The organism is Coraliomargarita parva (genome assembly GCF_027257905.1).
Classification (GTDB): domain Bacteria; phylum Verrucomicrobiota; class Verrucomicrobiia; order Opitutales; family Coraliomargaritaceae; genus Coraliomargarita_A; species Coraliomargarita_A parva.
Genome location: NZ_JAPZEI010000013.1, coordinates 1 through 18,427, shown reverse-complemented (window position 1 = coordinate 18,427; position 18,427 = coordinate 1). Strand labels below are relative to the sequence as shown.

Annotated in this window: 18 protein-coding genes; 7 read left to right on the top strand and 11 right to left on the bottom strand. The window is 57.0% G+C overall.

Going from position 1 to position 18,427, the window contains the following annotated elements; translation table 11 throughout:
• Positions 1-907: 907 nt before the first annotated feature.
• On the bottom strand, positions 908-1,861 hold the full coding sequence (locus O2597_RS16590) for an alpha/beta hydrolase (RefSeq protein ID WP_269526610.1): 954 nt from the start codon (positions 1,859-1,861) through the stop codon (positions 908-910).
• Positions 1,862-2,066: 205 nt separating this feature from the next.
• On the opposite strand from O2597_RS16590, the gene O2597_RS16585 reads away from it, so the two are divergent.
• Positions 2,067-3,080 (top strand): adenosine deaminase family protein, encoded by a 1,014-nt coding sequence (locus O2597_RS16585; RefSeq protein WP_269526608.1) that lies wholly within the window; start codon positions 2,067-2,069, stop codon positions 3,078-3,080.
• A 101-nt stretch (positions 3,081-3,181) separates the two neighbouring features.
• On the top strand, positions 3,182-3,910 hold the full coding sequence (locus O2597_RS16580) for a hypothetical protein (RefSeq protein WP_269526606.1): 729 nt from the start codon (positions 3,182-3,184) through the stop codon (positions 3,908-3,910).
• Positions 3,911-3,932: 22 nt separating this feature from the next.
• Here the strand turns inward: O2597_RS16580 and O2597_RS16575 are convergent, their stop codons facing one another.
• From O2597_RS16575 to O2597_RS16530, 10 genes are all read right to left on the bottom strand, one after another.
• Positions 3,933-4,448 (bottom strand): cupin domain-containing protein, encoded by a 516-nt coding sequence (locus O2597_RS16575; RefSeq protein WP_269526604.1) that lies wholly within the window; start codon positions 4,446-4,448, stop codon positions 3,933-3,935.
• The gene (locus O2597_RS16570; protein WP_269526602.1) at positions 4,448-5,437 is read right to left on the bottom strand and encodes a bile acid:sodium symporter family protein; all 990 of its coding nucleotides are present in this window, start codon (positions 5,435-5,437) and stop codon (positions 4,448-4,450) included. Before O2597_RS16570 ends, O2597_RS16575 begins: the two co-directional genes overlap by 1 nt.
• Positions 5,422-6,672, bottom strand: a complete 1,251-nt coding sequence (locus O2597_RS16565; protein ID WP_269526601.1) for an amidase — start codon at positions 6,670-6,672, stop codon at positions 5,422-5,424. Before O2597_RS16565 ends, O2597_RS16570 begins: the two co-directional genes overlap by 16 nt.
• Positions 6,672-8,018, bottom strand: coding sequence for an allantoinase AllB (allB, locus tag O2597_RS16560; protein ID WP_269526600.1), 1,347 nt, complete (start codon positions 8,016-8,018; stop codon positions 6,672-6,674). Before allB ends, O2597_RS16565 begins: the two co-directional genes overlap by 1 nt.
• A gap of 7 nt (positions 8,019-8,025) precedes the next feature.
• Positions 8,026-9,309, bottom strand: a complete 1,284-nt coding sequence (locus O2597_RS16555; RefSeq protein WP_269526598.1) for a Zn-dependent hydrolase — start codon at positions 9,307-9,309, stop codon at positions 8,026-8,028.
• Complete coding sequence (uraH, locus tag O2597_RS16550) at positions 9,279-9,638, bottom strand: hydroxyisourate hydrolase (protein WP_269526597.1); 360 nt, start codon at positions 9,636-9,638, stop codon at positions 9,279-9,281. The genes O2597_RS16555 and uraH overlap by 31 nt, the downstream gene beginning before the upstream one ends.
• Positions 9,638-10,156 (bottom strand): 2-oxo-4-hydroxy-4-carboxy-5-ureidoimidazoline decarboxylase, encoded by a 519-nt coding sequence (gene uraD / locus O2597_RS16545; RefSeq protein ID WP_269526595.1) that lies wholly within the window; start codon positions 10,154-10,156, stop codon positions 9,638-9,640. Before uraD ends, uraH begins: the two co-directional genes overlap by 1 nt.
• Positions 10,157-10,178: 22 nt before the next feature.
• Positions 10,179-11,096 carry an EamA family transporter gene (locus tag O2597_RS16540; RefSeq protein WP_269526594.1) on the bottom strand — a complete coding sequence of 306 codons (918 nt, stop codon included), beginning with the start codon at positions 11,094-11,096 and terminating at the stop codon, positions 10,179-10,181.
• A gap of 6 nt (positions 11,097-11,102) precedes the next feature.
• Positions 11,103-11,474, bottom strand: a complete 372-nt coding sequence (locus O2597_RS16535) for a cupin domain-containing protein (protein WP_269526593.1) — start codon at positions 11,472-11,474, stop codon at positions 11,103-11,105.
• Between the two features lie 422 nt (positions 11,475-11,896).
• Positions 11,897-12,787 (bottom strand): SAM hydrolase/SAM-dependent halogenase family protein, encoded by an 891-nt coding sequence (locus tag O2597_RS16530; protein WP_269526592.1) that lies wholly within the window; start codon positions 12,785-12,787, stop codon positions 11,897-11,899.
• A gap of 169 nt (positions 12,788-12,956) precedes the next feature.
• Here O2597_RS16530 and ilvB point away from each other — a divergent pair, with 169 nt between their 5' ends.
• The 5 genes from ilvB to O2597_RS16505 all read left to right on the top strand — a co-directional run bounded on the left by ilvB (position 12,957) and on the right by O2597_RS16505 (position 18,260).
• Positions 12,957-14,741 (top strand): biosynthetic-type acetolactate synthase large subunit, encoded by a 1,785-nt coding sequence (gene ilvB, locus O2597_RS16525; RefSeq protein WP_269526591.1) that lies wholly within the window; start codon positions 12,957-12,959, stop codon positions 14,739-14,741.
• Positions 14,742-14,823: 82 nt separating this feature from the next.
• Positions 14,824-15,864, top strand: a complete 1,041-nt coding sequence (locus O2597_RS16520; RefSeq protein ID WP_269526589.1) for a DUF481 domain-containing protein — start codon at positions 14,824-14,826, stop codon at positions 15,862-15,864.
• Positions 15,865-16,795: 931 nt separating this feature from the next.
• Positions 16,796-17,224 (top strand): hypothetical protein, encoded by a 429-nt coding sequence (locus tag O2597_RS16515; RefSeq protein WP_269526588.1) that lies wholly within the window; start codon positions 16,796-16,798, stop codon positions 17,222-17,224.
• A 142-nt stretch (positions 17,225-17,366) separates the two neighbouring features.
• Complete coding sequence (locus O2597_RS16510) at positions 17,367-17,798, top strand: hypothetical protein (protein WP_269526587.1); 432 nt, start codon at positions 17,367-17,369, stop codon at positions 17,796-17,798.
• Between the two features lie 63 nt (positions 17,799-17,861).
• Complete coding sequence (locus O2597_RS16505) at positions 17,862-18,260, top strand: hypothetical protein (protein ID WP_269526586.1); 399 nt, start codon at positions 17,862-17,864, stop codon at positions 18,258-18,260.
• The last annotated feature ends 167 nt before the right edge of the window (positions 18,261-18,427 follow it).

Here is an 18,427-nt window from a genome sequence, read left to right as displayed (position 1 = left end):
TGATTCCGGTACTCCGGTTGTAAGCATCATTCTGCCGATAATGATTCTGCCGAAGAATCGATCACAACTAGCTGGTAACAACGGAGCGTCCGCAAGCGGGACACGCCACGCCGTAGGAACGAAGGCGGGACACGCCACGGATCGAATAATCATTCTGTTGGCCCTGTTATCAGGTCCCGCGAATTGTCGGTGTCGGCTGCTCGATCCCTAGACCTCTCGGACGGATAGGGATTATCCGTCCCTACCCCCAAAATAGAATGCGGAGTTGTAAGCATTCGTGCACATCCGTGTGCATTCGTGGTTTCACAACACAGCGCTGCGAGCAGTTCACCATTCTGCCCAGGCGTCCGCAAGCGGGACACGCCACGCCGTAGGAACGAAGGCGGGACACGCCACGGATCGAATAATCATTCTGTTGGCCCTGTTATCAGGTCCCTCGAATTGCCGGTGTCGGCTGCTCGATCCCTAGACCTCTCGGACGGATAGGGATATCCGTCCCTACCTCTCTAAAAGTATGCGGAGTTGTAAGCCATTCACGTAAATTAACGTACATTAACGGTTCTCAAAAAGCAGCGTGGTCAGCATTCGTGCACATCCGTGTGCATTCGTGGTTTCAAAACACAGCGCTGCTCGAATCATTCTGTTGGCCCTGTTATCAGGTCCCTCGAATTGCCGGTGTCGGCTGCTCGATCCCCAGGCCTCTCGGACGGATAGGGATATCCGTCCCTACCTCTCTAAAAGTATGCGGAGTTGTAAGCCATTCACGTAAATTAACGTACATTAACGGTTCTCAAAAAGCAGCGTTGTCAGCATTCGTGCACATCCGTGTGCATTCGTGGTTTCAAAACACAGCGCTGCTCGAATCATTCTGCCTATAATAATGCTGCTATCTCAGTTGCCGACCGGACTACGGGATCAAGGTTTTCTCCAACCACTTTGCGGCATAGGGACAGGGCGGCACGTCGACCGGCTCCAGAATCGCGCCATGCGTCGTGTGTGGCAACGCGATGAACTCGTGAACCACACCAGCGGCTTCCAAGGCCTTCACCAGGGCTTCGGATTGCTTGATGTTCACCACGTCATCCTCCATCCCGTGCACGACCAGCATGGGCGCATCATCGGCGGTCACATAGCTCACGGTGGAAGCATCCTTGTATTCCTGATAGATCGGGTGCCCTTCCGGTTGCCATAAGACCACATGCCCGACAACCGTCCCCAACAAGCCGGCAGCAGTCGGGCTTTGCCGCAAGGCCGCCAAAGTATCATGCAGACCCGACATCGGCACCACGGCTTGTAGCCGGCTGCTCATTCGGTTCACCGGATCAAAGGCATCGGGATCCGCGACGTCATCCAAGACACCGAGAAAGGTAATCATCGTCGCGCCCGAAGAGTGTCCCAGCCCGCCGATATGCTCCGGGTCGATACCGTAGTCCGCCGCATGATAACGGATAAACTGAACCGCGCGCTGCACATCCCGGATTTGGACGGGCAACTGGTTCTTTGGAGCCAATCGATGGTTCACCGAGAAAATAGTGAATCCGGCCTCATACATCGGCTTGAAGAGCTGGTAGCGCTCTCCCATGAAATTGGGGAACACGCCACGGACATGTAGATCCACATCCAAGTCCTTGAGCGGGACGTCATCGTATTCCCCGTTTGCCGTAAACCCGGTGCCCATGACGAAGACCACCCCGTAGCCGTTCGGCTTCGCCGGCTTGTAAACGTCGAGCAAAAGCGCCGTACCGTGATCCATGCCGTAGATCACATTCTGCTCACTGGGACGCAGGTAATCATGCGTCACCGGCTCGGCAGCCAACATAGAAAGCGTGCAAGTAATCAGGAGTAAAACGACGTATTTCATCAATGAGTAATTCGGCTTGTTGAATATTGGAGTGGTAGCACCGTCCCGATGCGCACCCACGTGCTAATAAACGAAGTTGTCTGAAAATTCCTGCGGCGTGCGGACACGCCTGCGCGACCTTAACAGCTATCCTTCGAGATGACTCCAGCAATTCGGATACCAATGCCGAGGTGCAATTCGGCGCATTACCTGCTAAATTAGAGACATGTATACGCCCAATCCCGACCTCAAGGAATTCGTCCAAAGCCTCCCCAAAACGGAAACCCATCTCCATCTCGAAGGCGCCTGCCCCTACGAGATGATCCAGCGCACCAATCCGGAAAAATACAGAACCGCCCCACCCATGTGGGACGACAGCTTCCGCTACGACAGTTTCGACCAGTTCATGGACATGTATGCGGAGTTCTGCGCGGCGGTGTTCACCAGTGCCGAGGCTTACCACGAGTGCGCCAAGAAGATCCTGCAGAACTGCGCGGATCAAAACTGTCGCTATGTCGAGACCAGCTTCCACATCGCCTCATTATTTGGCGGGACCATGTCTGGCCCCGAGCTCGTACAGGCCGTGCTCGACGCGGCACCGAAAGGTCTCGAAGTACGTGTCTTCATGGGCATGTGCCACAACGATTACACGGGCATCGGCAAGACGATCATCGACGACTGCATCAAATGGGAAAAGCTCAGCGGGGTCGACATCCACGGGCCGGAATACATCCCGATGGAGCCCTGGACCAAGGACATCTGGCAAAAGGCCGCCGACGCCGGCAAGATCCTCAAGGCCCACGCCGGTGAATTCATGCCCGCTTCCTTCGTTCGCTACTGCATTGAGGAGTTGAACGTCCGGCGTATCCAGCACGGCGTCCGCTGCATCGAGGACCCCTCGGTCGTCGACCTCATCCTCGAAAAAGATGTCACCCTCGACGTCTGCCCCATCAGCAACGTCAAACTACAGGTCGAAGGCGTCACGGACATGGCCCACCACCCGATCCGCAAACTCTTCGACGCCGGTGTGCGCTGCACGGTCAATTCCGACGACCCCTTCATGTTCGGCAACAGCTTGAGCGAGGATTACTATGGGCTCGCGACGGACCTCGGCTTCACGCATGCAGAACTGGCCAGACTCGCCCGCAACGGCTTCGAAATCGCCGACTGGGAGAGCCCGGAGCGGAAAGACTGTATCCGTGAGTTGGATGCGATCGCGGGATCCGGACGTAGCCTCTAATCAGCATGGCTGATAAAGTGACGATTAACGATCCAGAGTGCCGCGGATGCTTGATTCATAACCTCAGCTTGTTTTGGCTACGCAGCATCATTTACCGAATCATGCGCGGACTCAAAAACTTCACTCTCTGCCTCTCGATCGCGGCGCTCGCCGGCTGCGCCAGCACAGAGGTACCGATGCCCCAGTACTCGATGGCCGATGCAGCGATCCAGACACAGGCGCAAACACACAAGCTGGTTCTGCTCCCAAGCAATCACAGGTCCCGTTCCGTCGAGAACTTCCTCCCGCTGTATCCGAGACTCGACCAAAGCCTCCAGGCCTATCTGGAGGCAAATGGCTTCGAGGTCAGTTATGCGGCTGACTTGAAACCACTCTCGACCGGGCGCATCGCCGACGACAGCGGCTATTTCGGGGACTACGATGCGACCAAGCACCTTGCCGAAGCACGCCGAAGTGCAAGCAAGCCCGGCGACTGGACCGTGCGTCCGGTCCTCCGTTTCGACCACGTTCAGCTCGAGTTTCCTTATACCACTTACACCTGGGCGGGCGTGAAACGCAAGGTCCGGCAGTCGGACAATCAGCATTCCGCAGGCTGGACCACAAACACCACGATCACACTCGAAATCAAGATCCAGGATGCATTGGGACGACTCATGTTCAGCAGCCGGGGAGGCATCTGCCTCGCAATGGAATCCAATGCAAAAGACAAGGGCTTTGAAACCGAGATGACCCTCGACCCGATCACGAATGACGAAATCAAGGAATCAGAACTCGAAGAAGCCATCCGGATCGCGCTCCACCCCTTGATCCAAATTCCCGGGAAGCAGTAGCTTCCAGAGACTGGCTGATAGCTTAAGCTTCGAGATTGGGTCCGATCAGGCTGCGCAGGCACTCCGGCGTGGCCCAAGAACTGGTTCCGATGTATTGCCCCAGAAAGGCTTGTCCGGCTCCGATATGCATCCCTGCCTCGGACCAGGCCGGGGTCACAACCGAGCCGACCAGTAAATAGTCGGCCGACTCGCACAATCGCACGGCCTTGTAGGCATTGCCAGGCGTCGTAACCGCCAGTTGCTCTCCTGCATTCAGCTCGCGCCCCATCCGAACGCAAGTGGAGCGCCCGTCTTCGAAAAACTGGAAATAGTCCGCCGGTCCGCCATCGATGAGGATGTGATGGTCATCGGACGCCAGCCAATGCAGGTGATTTTGCGGCGACTCACGCGTCAGCGCATAATAAATCATATTACTCGCCGGCAGGGCCAGCTCCCCGTGGAGCACTTCGAGCCCCGAACGGAACATCAGACGAAAGAAACCCGCCTCCCCTAGCAAAGGTTCCAACCCAAGCGACGCGTACTTCGGAGGCAGCGGCATCAGTGCACTTCGCTTTGCGCCTTGAACTTGCCCGAAAGCAATCCGGCCAGTACCAGTTGCGAGGGGTGGTAGCACATCAAGGGGATCAGGACCAGCGCCGGATCCACGACCCCCGGAGCCGCAGCCAGGATCGAGGTGGCCAGCGGCAGCCCGGTAGCCAGCGATTTCTGGCTGGCACAGAAAAAGGCGGTCACACGCTGGGCATGGTTCGGTCGAATCCAGGCCGAGCTCAACCAAACCAGCCAACTGGCCAAGAGCAGCAGGCCGACGGTACTGGCGATGACCGCCACAACCGAAGCTCCGCTGAGCTCATCCAGAAAGCCGGATTGTACGCTGTTGGCAAAAGCGGCGTGGACAATGAACACGATGATTCCGGTGCTCACTTTCTTCGACTTCTTTGCGATCAAGGTCGCCTTGCCCGGAACGATCTTTCGAATGATTTGGCCGACAATCAAGGGCACGATAATCAACATCGCCAGCTTGGAAAAAAGCGGTGTAAGCGGGACGTTGGCATCCGCCTCCGCCGCCAAATAAGCAACCGAGACAGTGGGTACGACCAGCACGGAAAGCAGGTTCGAAAAGACCGTGGAGAAAATCGCATTCGATGTATTCCCCCCCGAGACCGTGGCAAAGGTGATGGCCGAAGCCACTGTCGTCGGAAGAATCGAAAGCAACCAGAGCCCGGTCCGCAACTCCGGCGCCAGAAACAGTGAAACCGGGATCAGGTACAGGCCCGTCACAACGGGGAACCAGAGGTAGTTCCAGGACAGCACAAAAACATGCAAACGTTTGGGCCGGTAGCCGGAGGTCAACTCGCTGGTCGGCAAAGACAGCCCCTGAAGGAAGAAAATAATCCAGACGCCCAGCTTCGTGGTCACTTCCGAGTGTAGAAGGCCGCCTTTGGCCGCGGGGCCCGGAAGCAGAATCGCGAGCAGCACAGCCCCCAAAAGGATCAGGATAAAACTGTTTTTCTTTATAAAGTTTTGCATAACTCCAGCAGGGCAAGCGGCACGGACGCACTCACCTCCCGAAAGATAAATTGAATTCCTATGCTACGTTTCTCATCCAGCATGAGCGGCACTGTCAAGGCGGGTAATTGTGCCAGGCTTGCAGGCGACGTCAGCCGCAGGGTTTTCTCCCTCAGGTCCGGCGTTGCCGCCGAAGGGGGCACGGCCGCTCCCGGACAGACCGGTAATGCGAGGAAATCGTAGTCGGAAAAATAATGTTCGAACCAGGCCGCAAGCCGCATTCGAAGCCCTTCGGCCGACTCAATATCTTCCCCCGACCATAAAGCCCCGCGTTGAATTCGAGCCAACACTGCCGGGTCGTAATAGTCCTTGTAGTAACGAATGCGCTCCTTGTGCAGGGCATAGGCCTCACGGCTTTGCAGCACGTTGAAAGCTTTGTTGGAATCCGGCATCAGCGACAAAAGCCCGGCCGCATCCCCGGGCTCACCCAAGCCCAAGCCGGCGGCCGCCCGCGTCAGGACCTCCTCGCTTTCGGCATCCACCAGTCCGGACGGAATCAACAAACTGCCCCTCAGCCGGCCGAAAGCCGCCTCGCCCCCATCAAACCATGCCTCGAGGACAGATCGCATATCCTCCGCAGTCCGAGTGAACCAGCCTATGGTATCAAAGGATTCAGCCAGTGGATAAGCGCCTCCCATACAATACCCGGGCACCCAGCGAATTCCATAAATCCCGCACAATGCGGAAGGGACCCGGATCGACCCTCCCGTATCCGTGCCAAAGGCCAGTGGCAAATAGCCCGCCCCCACCACATAGGCCGAACCGCTGCTCGAACCGCCACTCAGACAGTCCGGACGGCTCGGATGGGGACAATCCCCATAATGGGGATTTTCTCCTGAAAGCCCGTAGGCAAACTCGTTCATCTGTGTCTTCATTACACAGGACGCCCCAAGCCTGCGCAGCTCAAGGACCAGTTCACTGTCGTCCGTTACCGGATGATCCACCAGGTCCGGCATCAGGGATGAATTGTGGGTCGGCCAACCCCGGATATTGAAAAGATCTTTCAGCGCATAGGGCACCCCGGCAAGTGCTCCGCCCCCGGCGACGGCCGAGGCGCTCAAATCAGCACTCACAACCGACGTATCCGTTTTTTCAATGCACGCCGCGACAACCGAGCGCACCGCTTCGGCCCATGACTGCGCGTCATGCTTCGCGAGTTCCCGCCACTCGTCCAAACTACGCGGGGGCTCATTCATCAAAGTCCTCCCTTCCCCCGGAGAAATGCTCCCGAAGGCTCACCCTGAACATGACCGTCGGTAAACACGCATTGCCCCCGGAGCCAACTGCTCTGCACTTCCAAACGCTGCGTCATGCCACAGTAGGCAGAATGCCGGTGACGGTAGAGCAAGTCTTCCGCTGCGATCGAGCGGGGCACTGTACTTGGGCGAATGAGAACAAAATCGGCATCGGCCCCGACTCCCAGTTGGCCTTTCCCCTTCATGCCCATGATGGCAGCCGGCCGGGTCGATACCATGTCGACCAGACGCCCCATATCGGGCCCCGCGCCGATGCTGACCCGGTCGAAGAGCAAGGGAAGGCCGTGCTGCAAGCCAGAGATCCCACCCCAGGCGGAATAAAAGTCGCGACCTGTTTTCATCTCCGGCGGACAGGGAGAATGGTCCGAACCGATGGTATCGATCCGTCCGGCCAGCACCGCGGCCCATTGCGCATCCACCACTTGATGCGGTCGCAAAGGCGGCGCGCATTTGGCCGCAGGCCCGATCCTCTCGGCATCTTCCAGGTCGAGAAGCAGGTAGTGCGGGCAGGTCTCACAAAGGATGTCGACCCCCTCGGCCTTGGCGGCATCAATCACATCGAGCACTTCGGGGGCACTGACGTGAACGATGGTGATCGGGCATCCGGTCTCCTTCGAGAGTTCAATCGCAATCCGCACCGCACTGACCTCCGCTTCGACCGGCCGTGAAGCCTCCCAGTCTGTCGCGCTTTCACGTTGTGCCAAACGCGCCGCCGCCGGCTCCAAAACCGCTGGGTCTTCCGCATGGAGGGCGAGTCGCAAGCCCGTGCGGGCGATGCGTTGCATGCCCGCACGCAGCGTTTCGGTGTCCGAGTTGATAAAATCATCCGTTCCGCTGGGCGACATGAAGGCCTTGAATCCGCAGACCCCGGCATCCGCCAAGGGTTCAAGCTCATCCAGGTTCCCGGGAACGAGCCCACCCCAGAGGCCGTAATCGACATAGGACTTCCCTTCGATCGCCTTGAGTTTCAAATCAAGGGCGGCGAGCGAAGTGGTCGACGGGATACTGTTCAAGGGCATCTCGACCAGCGAGGTCACTCCACCCGCCGCGGCCGCAGCCGTACCGGTCTTGAATCCTTCCCAGTGGGTGCGGCCCGGCTCGTTGAAGTGGACATGCAGATCCACCCCCCCCGGTAAGCAGTAGGCACCCGCGGCATCGATACTTTCACAGCAAGGACCTGAGACCGTGGCGGCAATGTCCGAAAAGCGCCCTCCTTCGATGCCGACCTCCATGGTCTGCCATTCGCCATCCCGCAGGATCCGGACATTATGTAATTTCGTATCCATCTCTATGCTACAGTTGACGATCCAAAGCCAGCACGGCCTTCAACATGACACGCAAGGCCATCAGGCAATCCTCCTCCGATGCGAACTCGTCGGGATGATGACTCAGCCCCTTCCGGCAACGAACCGCCAGCAAGCCGACCGGGCAAACACCCGCGACCTTCATGCTGTCATGCCCCGCCCCGCTGAAGATCCGCAGGGCGTCCCCCTGCTCCTGCTCGCAGGCACCCGAAAGCAGATCGGTCAGGGCGGCGTCGCAGGACACATTCCCGGCCTGATGCACGACCCGGTAGCGGAATTCCAAACCGCTGCGCAGTGCGATCGCCTTCAAATCGGCCGAAAGTTGCTCGTGCGCCTGCGTCAGGCCCGCCTCGTTGGGATAGCGTAGATCGATCGTAAAACGCACACTGCCGGGAATCACATTGCTGGCATTCGGGCGCACTTCGACCTGTCCGACCGTCGCGCGAACCCGTTCGTCCGAGCGGCAGAGTTGATTGACGGCCAGCATCATTTCACAGGCATAGGGCAAGGGGTCCTTGCGCAAGCGGGCGGGAATGGTGCCGGCGTGCCCCGCCTCGCCGATCACCTCGACTTCGGAGCGTAGCTGGGCCGCGATATTTGTAAAGACGCCCAGCGCGCGCCCTGCCGCCTCAAGGACGGGCCCCTGTTCGATATGTGCTTCGAGAAAATAATCCTGTGGCCGGATAAAGGGCTCGGCAGCCAGCAGCTCGTCGATCGACTCCGCACGGTCCACCAGCCATTCCCCCAGGGTCTTCCCGTATTCGTCGGGCATGTGAAGCCAGTCTTTCTCGAACTGCCCGCTTAAATACCCGCTCCCGAGAAAAGTGCTCTGAAAGCGCACGCCTTCCTCGTCGCAAAATGCACTGACCCCGAGATTGTGTTTCATCTCGACACCCGCAGTGTTCAAGACATCGGCCACGGCGATCGCCAACACCACTCCAAGGGTGCCGTCATAAGCCCCGGCATTGATCACGGTGTCGTAGTGGGACCCCAGATGAATCGCCGGCGCCTCATTGCCCGCTTCGGCGTAGCTGCGCCAACCGGTCACGTTGGTCAAGGCATCGTAATTCACCTCCATCCCGGCCTCGCCCATCCAGCCCTTCAGACGGTAGGCCGCTTCCTCCGCAGCCGGCGAAAAAAGGATCCGCTCCAGCCACTCCTTATTGGAGGAAATCGTCTTCAGCGTCTGCAAGCGCTCAATCATGCGCTGGCCGGCGGCTTCAATCGCAGCTTCCAGTTCCATCAACTCCCCCGGTAGGTGGAATAGCTCCACGGTGAGGCCAGGAGCGGCACATGGTAACTCTCTCCGGCGGTGAGGTTGACTTCAAGAACCACGACATCGAGAAAAGGGGGATCGGCCAAGGGCACCGATTTGCCCTTGTAGTAATCCCCCATCGCGAAGGAGAGGCGGTAGCTGCCGGTGACAAGTGCCTCGCCGGTCAACAAGGGGGCGTCCGTCCGGCCATCCGCATTGGTGACTCCAGCTGCGATTTCCGCCCACGCAGGCGCGGTGGGACTCTTGAATTCGAGATGCCATGACACCCCGGCGGCTGGCGTGCCACCGTAAGTATCAAGGACATGTGTACTTAGTTTTCCTGACATTATGATTCCTGAGGTGTGTCGACTAAACTGCAGATGCGATGCCAACCGATCCGGGCAATTTGAAAAAGACAAGCCATGCGCTCGGCCTCGGGACTGGCCTGGCAGCGGACCTCCAACATGGGCAGGACATCCGCAGCCGGATGCTCGGTCACGCAAAGGATGAAGGGATGGCCGAAGCGCTCCCGGTAGGCCGCCAGGACCTCCCGCATTTGTGCCAGCGTTGCTTCCGGCAAGGCGGCAAAGCCCGCACGCTTTTGTTCGGCCTGCGAGAAATCGGTCAACTTGGGCAACTGGTCGAGTTTGGCCGCCAGGTCCGGGTGCGCCTGGATCAAGGCCACCTGCTGCTCGGGGCTGGCCCCGTAGAGGGCCGACTCGCAAGCCGCCTGCAAGGCCTTCACATGACTGAAAGGACGCTGCCCGGCGGCGAGCTCGACGACCCAGGGCGAATGCTCGAAGACCTGCCCCAGCGCCTCGCTGAACGCTTCCCGGCTTAAACCGTTGAGTGTCTTTAAATCCATAAGGTTTCCTTGCCTGAATAACTTAAGTCGTCGCCATCTGCGGCACGCGGACGCGATCACTGTAATTGTAAAGCACGATCCCCGACAGGACAAGCACCACGCCCACGATCTTGGACGGGCTGAGGCTTTCCCCCAACAGGATCGCGGAACTGAACACCGCAATGGGCAATTCGACCGAGGCGAGAACCCCACCCAGGCTGCTCCCGGTAATCGGCAGCCCCTTCATCAAGGTCAGGACCGGCAAGGTCTGCCCCACCACCCCCAGCACGATGGCCATGATCAGAAACGAGCCCAGCTGCCCGTCCAGCGGATACCAGAGCGAAGGCACAAAGCACCATACGATCAGGCAGCCCACCAGGCCGAAGGCGGAGATGGAGAAAGAGCGAAACTCCACGGTGGTAAAAGACGCCACCCCGGGAGTCAGGATGAAGACCAACGCATAACAGAAGGAAGCGGCCAGCGCACTGAAGACCGCGGCCACGGCGCCCGGTTCGCCCAGACTGGAAAAGATCTGGGTGGTCAACGTAGCCCCGATCAGGACCAGCAGGATCGAACACAACTTGGGCGCGGAGAAGCTCTGGTTCCCCGAAATCAGGGAAACGGCATAGACCACGGGGAGGTACATGAACATGAGCGTGGCGGCAATGGCAACGGGCCCGAGGCTGAATGCGAGGAACAGCAGGTTCCCCACCCCGACCGAGGCCAGCCCGATGCCGGACAGCTGCAGCCACTGGCTCCACCCCCGCGGCCGCACCGTCTTCAAAAAGCCGCGCGCAAAACAACCATAGTAGAGGCTGGCAAACAAAGCCTCGACCAGAAACACCTGCAGGAACGATGCCCCCAGGCTGTAGGCAAATTTAATGAGCACACCATGGAACCCCCAGCAGCAGCCGGTATTGAGTACCAAGGCGATCCCTTTCCATCGGTCTCGCGTATCCATGACTGCTTATTCCGATTCCGCTTCAAAGACCTGGTCCGCTTCCGCCCAGGGTGGCGAACAGGTCACCACCATGACCAGATCCGTCTCTTCCGGATTATGAATGGAGTGCCACTGCCCCGGAATAATGGCAACCGCCTCGCCCGGCTCCATCGCGCAGTCTTCGCCGTCCAGATGCATGATCCCTTTGCCTTCGACAATGTGATAGGTCTCCTCGCTCTTCAGGTGGTAGTGCTTCTTCACGGTCACGCCGGGCGGAATCGTGATATAAGCGATACTCAGGTTCTTCAGACCACTGTTACGGGGACCCAGGAATTCCTTCGCGACGGCACGGTCCTCCGCCACGTAATCCTGACAATCCATGATTTTGATGATTTCCATAGCTCGAGCCCTTAGCTAGTTCTGCGCCACGCAGATCGAGAAATGTGATTCCAGTTTCCGGACCCGCTGAAACAGCGGCTAAAAAAATTCATTGGCGATCTTCGGGAAACTCCGAGATCGGCAGTGATGAGGACGGGAGGCAACCCCTCCGTCTCCGCTGTGCGGATCCACCTCCCCTGCAAGCAGAGGAGGAGCTTTGACGGGACCGGACCTCACAACACCGGTAACATAATTGAGAGTTCTCAAACTCCTCCCATGTACGCAGGGGAGGTGGCTTTCGCAGCGCGAAAGACGGAGGGGTCTCGCACACGTAACAGTCCCTGAAATGCAGCACTTCCCTAGCAATCGCCAATGAAGCGTTAAGATGCGAATCGACGATCTGGCCATAAGAACTGGAGAAGGCATATCGCGCCTCAACCGATTCAGTCCTGCTTTTTCAGCGCCACCGTCCAGCCGGAACCGTAACCGATCCCGTGTTTCTCCGCGAAACTGCCCATATTCAGGGCGAAGGAGACATTGAGCAGGCTGTTGAGATAGACCAGAGGCTCGCCTTCCGGCACAGCCCCGAAGGTGGCGGAATAAGGCAAGATGCCCTGGAAGACGGGCGTCCCATCCTTCGAAATCGTGACCTCGAGCATGCCGCCAAAATCCAGGTCCAAGGCATCCAGCAAGTCGCCGCTGATATTGGTCCATACATTCCCGTAGCGCACATCCAGTTTGAAGACGCTGCCCTTCAAGACCCCCGCCTCAACGCTGGCAGCTTGGTAAGGCAGGCTCAAGACACCGTCCAGTTCCGGGCCAACCTCCTCGAAACGGATGGTTTCCGAGGCGAGACGCGCACCGGTGTAGGCATAGACATCCCGGCCATGAAAGGTATAGGACTTGCCCGATTCCTTGCGCCGGTTGACCGCCTCATCGATCTCCCGCACTTCGGCCACACCGAGCTCGGCGGCCACAAAGGTCAGGGTGCCGTTGTCCGGGGTCACGAAATAGTGCCCGCTTTCGGTTTTAAGGACGACAGACTTGCGCTCGGTCCCGACCCCCGGATCGACCACGGAGACGAATACCGTGCCGGCCGGCCAGTAGGCTGCGGTCTGCTTGAGGGTCAGGGCCGCGAACCAGATATCATAGGGCGGCACTTCGTGGGTCAGGTCAAAAATCTTCAGCTCGGGCGAGACCCCGTAGGCCACGCCTTGCATGGCAGACACGGCACCGTCGCCCAAACCGAAATCGGACTGGAATACGAGGGCGCTCGGCGCGGCCGTCAAACGAAGGACACTCAGGAGGAATAGAAGGGATAGGAGCGATTTCATGCCGGGCAGCTAGCTAGAAGCAGGCCAGCTGTGGAGCGATCTTCCTCCCCGATCCGGCCCCGCAGACCGCTTCGAGGCTTGATTCATGGCCGTTTTATTGTCTTTTTCCTCCCTTTTGCACATACACCGCTTTCAATTAAGAGCTGAACACACCCAACCCACCGACACGATGAAAACCGAAAAAGCTATCGACTTTCCACAACAGGACGAAATCGGTCCTGAAATGAAGGGCGCCGATGTCATGGTCGCCGCACTTGAACGTGAGGGTGTGGATGTCGTCTTCGCCTATCCGGGCGGCGCCTCCATGGAGCTCCACCAAGCCCTGACCAAAAGCCAGAAAATCCGCACCATCCTGCCCCGTTTCGAGCAGGGAGGCGGTTTCATGGCCCACGGCTATGCACGCGCCACCGGCAAGCCCAGTGTCTGCATGGCCACCAGCGGCCCCGGCGCCACCAATCTCGTCACCTGTATCGCCGACGCCTTTATGGACAGCATCCCGCTGGTCGCCATCACGGGCCAGGTCTACCAGCAGTATATCGGCAAGGCCGCGTTCCAGGAAACCGACTTCTTCGGCATGACTCTTCCGATCGTCAAGCACAGCTATCTCGTGCTGGAGAAGGAGGATTTGCCCCGCGTGATCAAGGAAGCCTTCCATCTGGCCAGCACCGGGCGCCCCGGTCCGGTCGTGATCGACATCCCGAAGGATGTGCAGCAGGCCATCTACAAGCCGACCTTCCCCGCACAGATTGATATCCCGGGCTACAAGGACGATGTCACCCACCCCCAGGCCGAAGACAGCGAGCTCGGCCAGGTGCTGGATATGGTCGAGGCAGCCAAGCGCCCCGTGCTCTACATCGGCGGCGGGATCATTTCGGCCGATGCCCACAAGGAGCTGCGCGAATTTGCCGAGTTGACCGGCATTCCGGTGGCTTCCACCCTCATGGGGCTGGGCGCCTTCGACGCGGAACACCCCCAATCTCTTTACTGGTTCGGCATGCACGGCACGGTCGCCGGCAACTGGGCGGTCTGCGACAGCGACCTGCTCATCTGCGCCGGTGCCCGTTTCGACGACCGCATCACCGGCAAGGTCGATAAGTTCGCCCCGGACGCAAAGATCGTCCATATCGATATCGACGTATCCGAGCACAACAAGAACAAGCGGGTCGACCTGCCCATCCATTCCGACATCAAGCACGCGCTCACCCGACTGGTGGAGCTCTGCAAGACCGGTCAATTCAAGAAGCCGGACCTCTCAGAATGGTTCAGCACCATCAACCAGTGGAAGGCGGAATACCCCTTTACCTATGAGAAGGGCGAATTCATCACCCAGCAGGAAGCGGTCGAGGCCCTCTACGAGGTCACCAAGGGCGATGCGATCGTTTGCACCGGGGTCGGCCAACACCAGATGTGGGCCGCCCAGTTCTACAAATTCCGCGAACCGCGCACCTATATCAGTTCCCTGGGCCTCGGCACCATGGGCTTCGGCCTCCCCGCCGCGCTCGGCGCCAAGGTCGCCTGCCCCGACAAGCTGGTGGTCAACATCGACGGTGACGGTTGCTTCCTCATGAACGTGCAGGAACTCGCCACCGCCAAGATCGAGAAGATCAACGCGAAGACCATTATCATGAACAACCAGCACCTCGGCATGGTGGTTCAATGGGAAGACCTCCTCTACGAAAGCGTCCGCGGGCAAACCATCCTGTGCGATCACGATAACATCGGCGGCCCGGACAACCTCGACGCCATCTACCCGGATTTCGTGAAGATCGCCGAAGGCTTCGGCGTCAAAGGCCGCCGCGTGGTCAAGCGCGAGGACCTCAAGGGCGCGATCGAGGAAATGATCGCCCACGACGGCCCTTACGTCCTCGAAGTCATCGTGCCCTACACCGAGCACGTGTTGCCGATGATCAAGCAAGGCCTTTCCGCCAAGGAAATCCTGATTAAATCCGAGTAAGGTTTGAAATTTGCTTCAAGCGGACTCTGCTCTTCGCGAGTCCGCTTTTTTTTATTCATACATAACGTACTGACAACGAACCATGCTGAAAAACAGCCTGACTACACGCGCGCTAACTCTCGCCCTGCTGCTTGCCGCAGGGACCGCACACGCCGACCTGGTCGTCACCACGGATGGCGCCCGCCTCACCGGTACCATCACACTGATCGACAAGGGTACCATCCATTTGGATACACCCTATGCGGGCAAACTGAAGATCAAGCAGGAGCAAGTCGCGTCCTTTGAAACGGAAAGCCCGGTCACCGTGCGCCTGCAGAGCGGTACGGTCATGTCCGGCCCCGTCGAATCCACCGGAGACGGCAAACTCAAGATCAAGTCCGAGGACGGCGTCCTGGAAACCAACACCGCACGCGTGGTGGCCTCCTGGGGCCCCGAGGCGGAGGACCCCGAGGTGGTCCGCAACCGCCGGGAATGGCAGTACGACGCCAGCGTCGACATCACCGGCAAGACCGGCAACACCGAGAAATTCAACATGGGTGCCAGCCTCAAGGCCAAGCTCAAGGGCCCGAACGATTCATTGTCGTTCTACGCCGAGTACGAGCAGGGCGAGGAAGAAGGCAACAAGACGGACGACCGCGCCGCCGGCGGCATGGCTTACGAATCCTTCTTTAGCAAGCACCTGGGCTGGTATGTCCGCTCCGAACTGGAAATGGACAATATCGACAATATCAAGATGCGCTCCACCAGTGCCGCGGGTATGTCCTACCGCCTGATCAACAAGGACCATCAAACCCTGGTCGCCCGCAGCGGTCTCGGCTATCGCTACACCGCCTACGACAACGACAAGGAAGACGAGTCCAGCCCCACCCTCGACTTCGGGCTCGCCCATACCTACCAGTTCATGGACGACATCTACATGACCAACGACCTGACCTACGTGCCGTCCCTGGATGATTTCGCCAATTACCGCGTCGTCCACGACAGCGGCGTCGAGATCCCGGTCGGCAGCGGCAACAACTGGAAGATCCGTATGGGTGTGAAGAACGAGTACGAAAGCCAGCCGGCCAACGACAATAAGCTGGATACCAGCTACTACACCAAGATGATCTACTCCTGGCGCTAATTCCGCCTCAGACTTTGCATTCAATCCCGCCCTCCGGCGGGATTTTTTTTGGTTTATCATCAAAAACTGCAAACAGTGTGCCTCGAATGGCACTACTTTAAGCTTCTTATCGTAGTGGCGACTTCAGTCGCCATCGAGCCGAGGTGGCTTAGGATGCTGAATATGGCAGCTAAAGCAGCCACTACGAGCGACGCTTTGTTGCAATAGGAACCCTTCTATTTGTCCTTAAAGTAGTGCCATTCCAGTGTGCCTCCCCCCCTCCACACCACTACTGATACTTGGGAGATGCTATTATCAGTTGCTCGCGGACTTCACGGGCCTCCTCCATCTATTGGCGAGTTGCCTGGTTAACCGCGAGCACTCAAATAGAGCGGAAATGTAAAAGCTCCTCCTCTTTCAGCAAGGGGAGGCCTGTCACGGCGTATCGGAGAGAAGCCGGATGTCCCGGCTTGCCCGGGACGGCATGTCCGCCGGAGCCTTGGCGTAGGAGGGAGGGGTTCCGACACTTCACTGAACACACGAAATACTGAAATTTCACGAAAATCGACGATGATCCCCCCCCGCCTGAGTCGGGCTTTTGCTCACAGAACATCTAGCTAAGCTTCAAGCATGTCCATTGCACATAAAACTGGAGAATAAGCACTTACACAGCCCAATAGACTTCATCGCCCGCTCTCAAAAAAACAGCAAAACCCCGACTCGTCCAATTTGCGCCGTCTCAGTCGGGCTTTTGCTCCAAATACAGCTGGACAGCCCTCCCCCACAATACTTAGCTATCAAACGATGGCTTATTTCACAAGTAACTGTCAATCGGAGCATTCCGAACCACCCGCTTACGTTCAGATTGACCGGGCCCCGCCCCCGGAATCAGAAACGTTTCCCTGCAAAACCCCGACTCAGTCGGGTAGATAACACTGATCTACGGAAATAAATGAAGTTCACCTGTATATTCGCAATGATGGCATTTTTTCCATTTTGCCTTATTGCTAGAGATGTAATCCCAGCCGACGAATCTTATCGTGATAAAATAGTTGAAGCAGTAAAAGAAGGTAACATTGGTTGGATCGCAGACGAAATCAACTACCCTATACTCGTAAGCCAAGAGAATGAGAAAATAGTGATCCAAGACAGAGAAGCTTTCATGAAAGTGTTAAGTGATCGATTGAATCCTAGCCTAAGAAAGGAAATTTTATCAGAAGCTAAGCAACCGCTATTTGCGAACTGGAAAGGCCTTATGATCGGATCTGGGCATGTTTGGTTTGAACAAATAAAAGATAATGAAAGCGCCTCTTGGGATTATCGAATCCTTGCATTTGGTCTATTCGCATTCCAACCTCCATATGAGATCGAAGGAGAGTAGATCCAGTCGCACCTATCAACTCCTTTCGCGCTCCGCGCTTCAGTCGCGATAGTGCTCTACGTTCTGCGAAAGGAAAATGAAATCAATATCCCTACTTTTTTCTCTATTCCTTGTATGCCTAAACTCATACGCTTCGTATGACTTGGAAGAATACAAAACGAATAAAAGAATTCAAAGGCATAAGATTCCAGTAAAACCAGAGATACGGCCATCTGTTTTTCATAAAGAGCTCAGCGCTCTTGAAAAATACTTAAAATCAATAAGAACGGAAAATGATGATTTCCGTCTGTATGTCCTGTATATACCGCATGACGACTTAAGCATTCACCTTCACCTAGAAGACTATGAGTATAAAGATACTTGCGAAGGCTGTAGGCAGGAGAGAATAAGAAAAGAATGTAAGAAGTGCACAGAATCCAATGAAGCTTACATAGTAGGCCTAGAGTGCATTTTGGAAGACGAGACAAGCGTGGTTCGGTTATACAGAGACGGCACGCTCTTAGACTTTGCAAAACAAACTATGCTTGAGTTTAGGCAACTCAATGAGCCAAAAGCAGAACCAGGCGGGAGATGACAACTCCGAGTAGCGCTGCCGCGCTACTCTCCGCGCATCCCCACTACGTTATAGAAAAGAAATATGCCACGACGATTAACAGCCACGAAAGATGGAACTCATAAGGCTCTAAAGAACACAGCTTTCGAAAGCAGAACCATCAGTTGGCTTATGCAAGATGGCTGGCAGCTTTTCACTCCAGTATTAGACCACGGCCATCAAACTGACATCCTAATTTCGGATGGGCCGAATTACCACAGGGTCCAAGTCAAAACAATTGATTCCAAGGATGGTGAAGAGAAGGAAATAGAGAATAAATGGAAAGATAGCCATGTGAATGTGGTAGTTGTATTCACTCGTAATTCAAATTGGGGTTACGTCATACCAGCTTTTAAAGAGAAAAAGAGAAAATTAAACCACTCTGAACACCAACGCTTTGAACAGAATAAAACCTCGTTCCTTAAAGCCTTCCATAAACTATAACCAGGCGGAGGTAGCAACGCCGTAGGCGCGCTACTCCTCGACGATCGCTAAAGAAATGAAAAAGTTAATCTTACTACTCAGCCTATTGGCCTGTTCGACAACACATGCCTCAAACATCACCGCCGGAGATGTGACTCAAAAAGATGTCCTCGATGCGCTGGGAATGA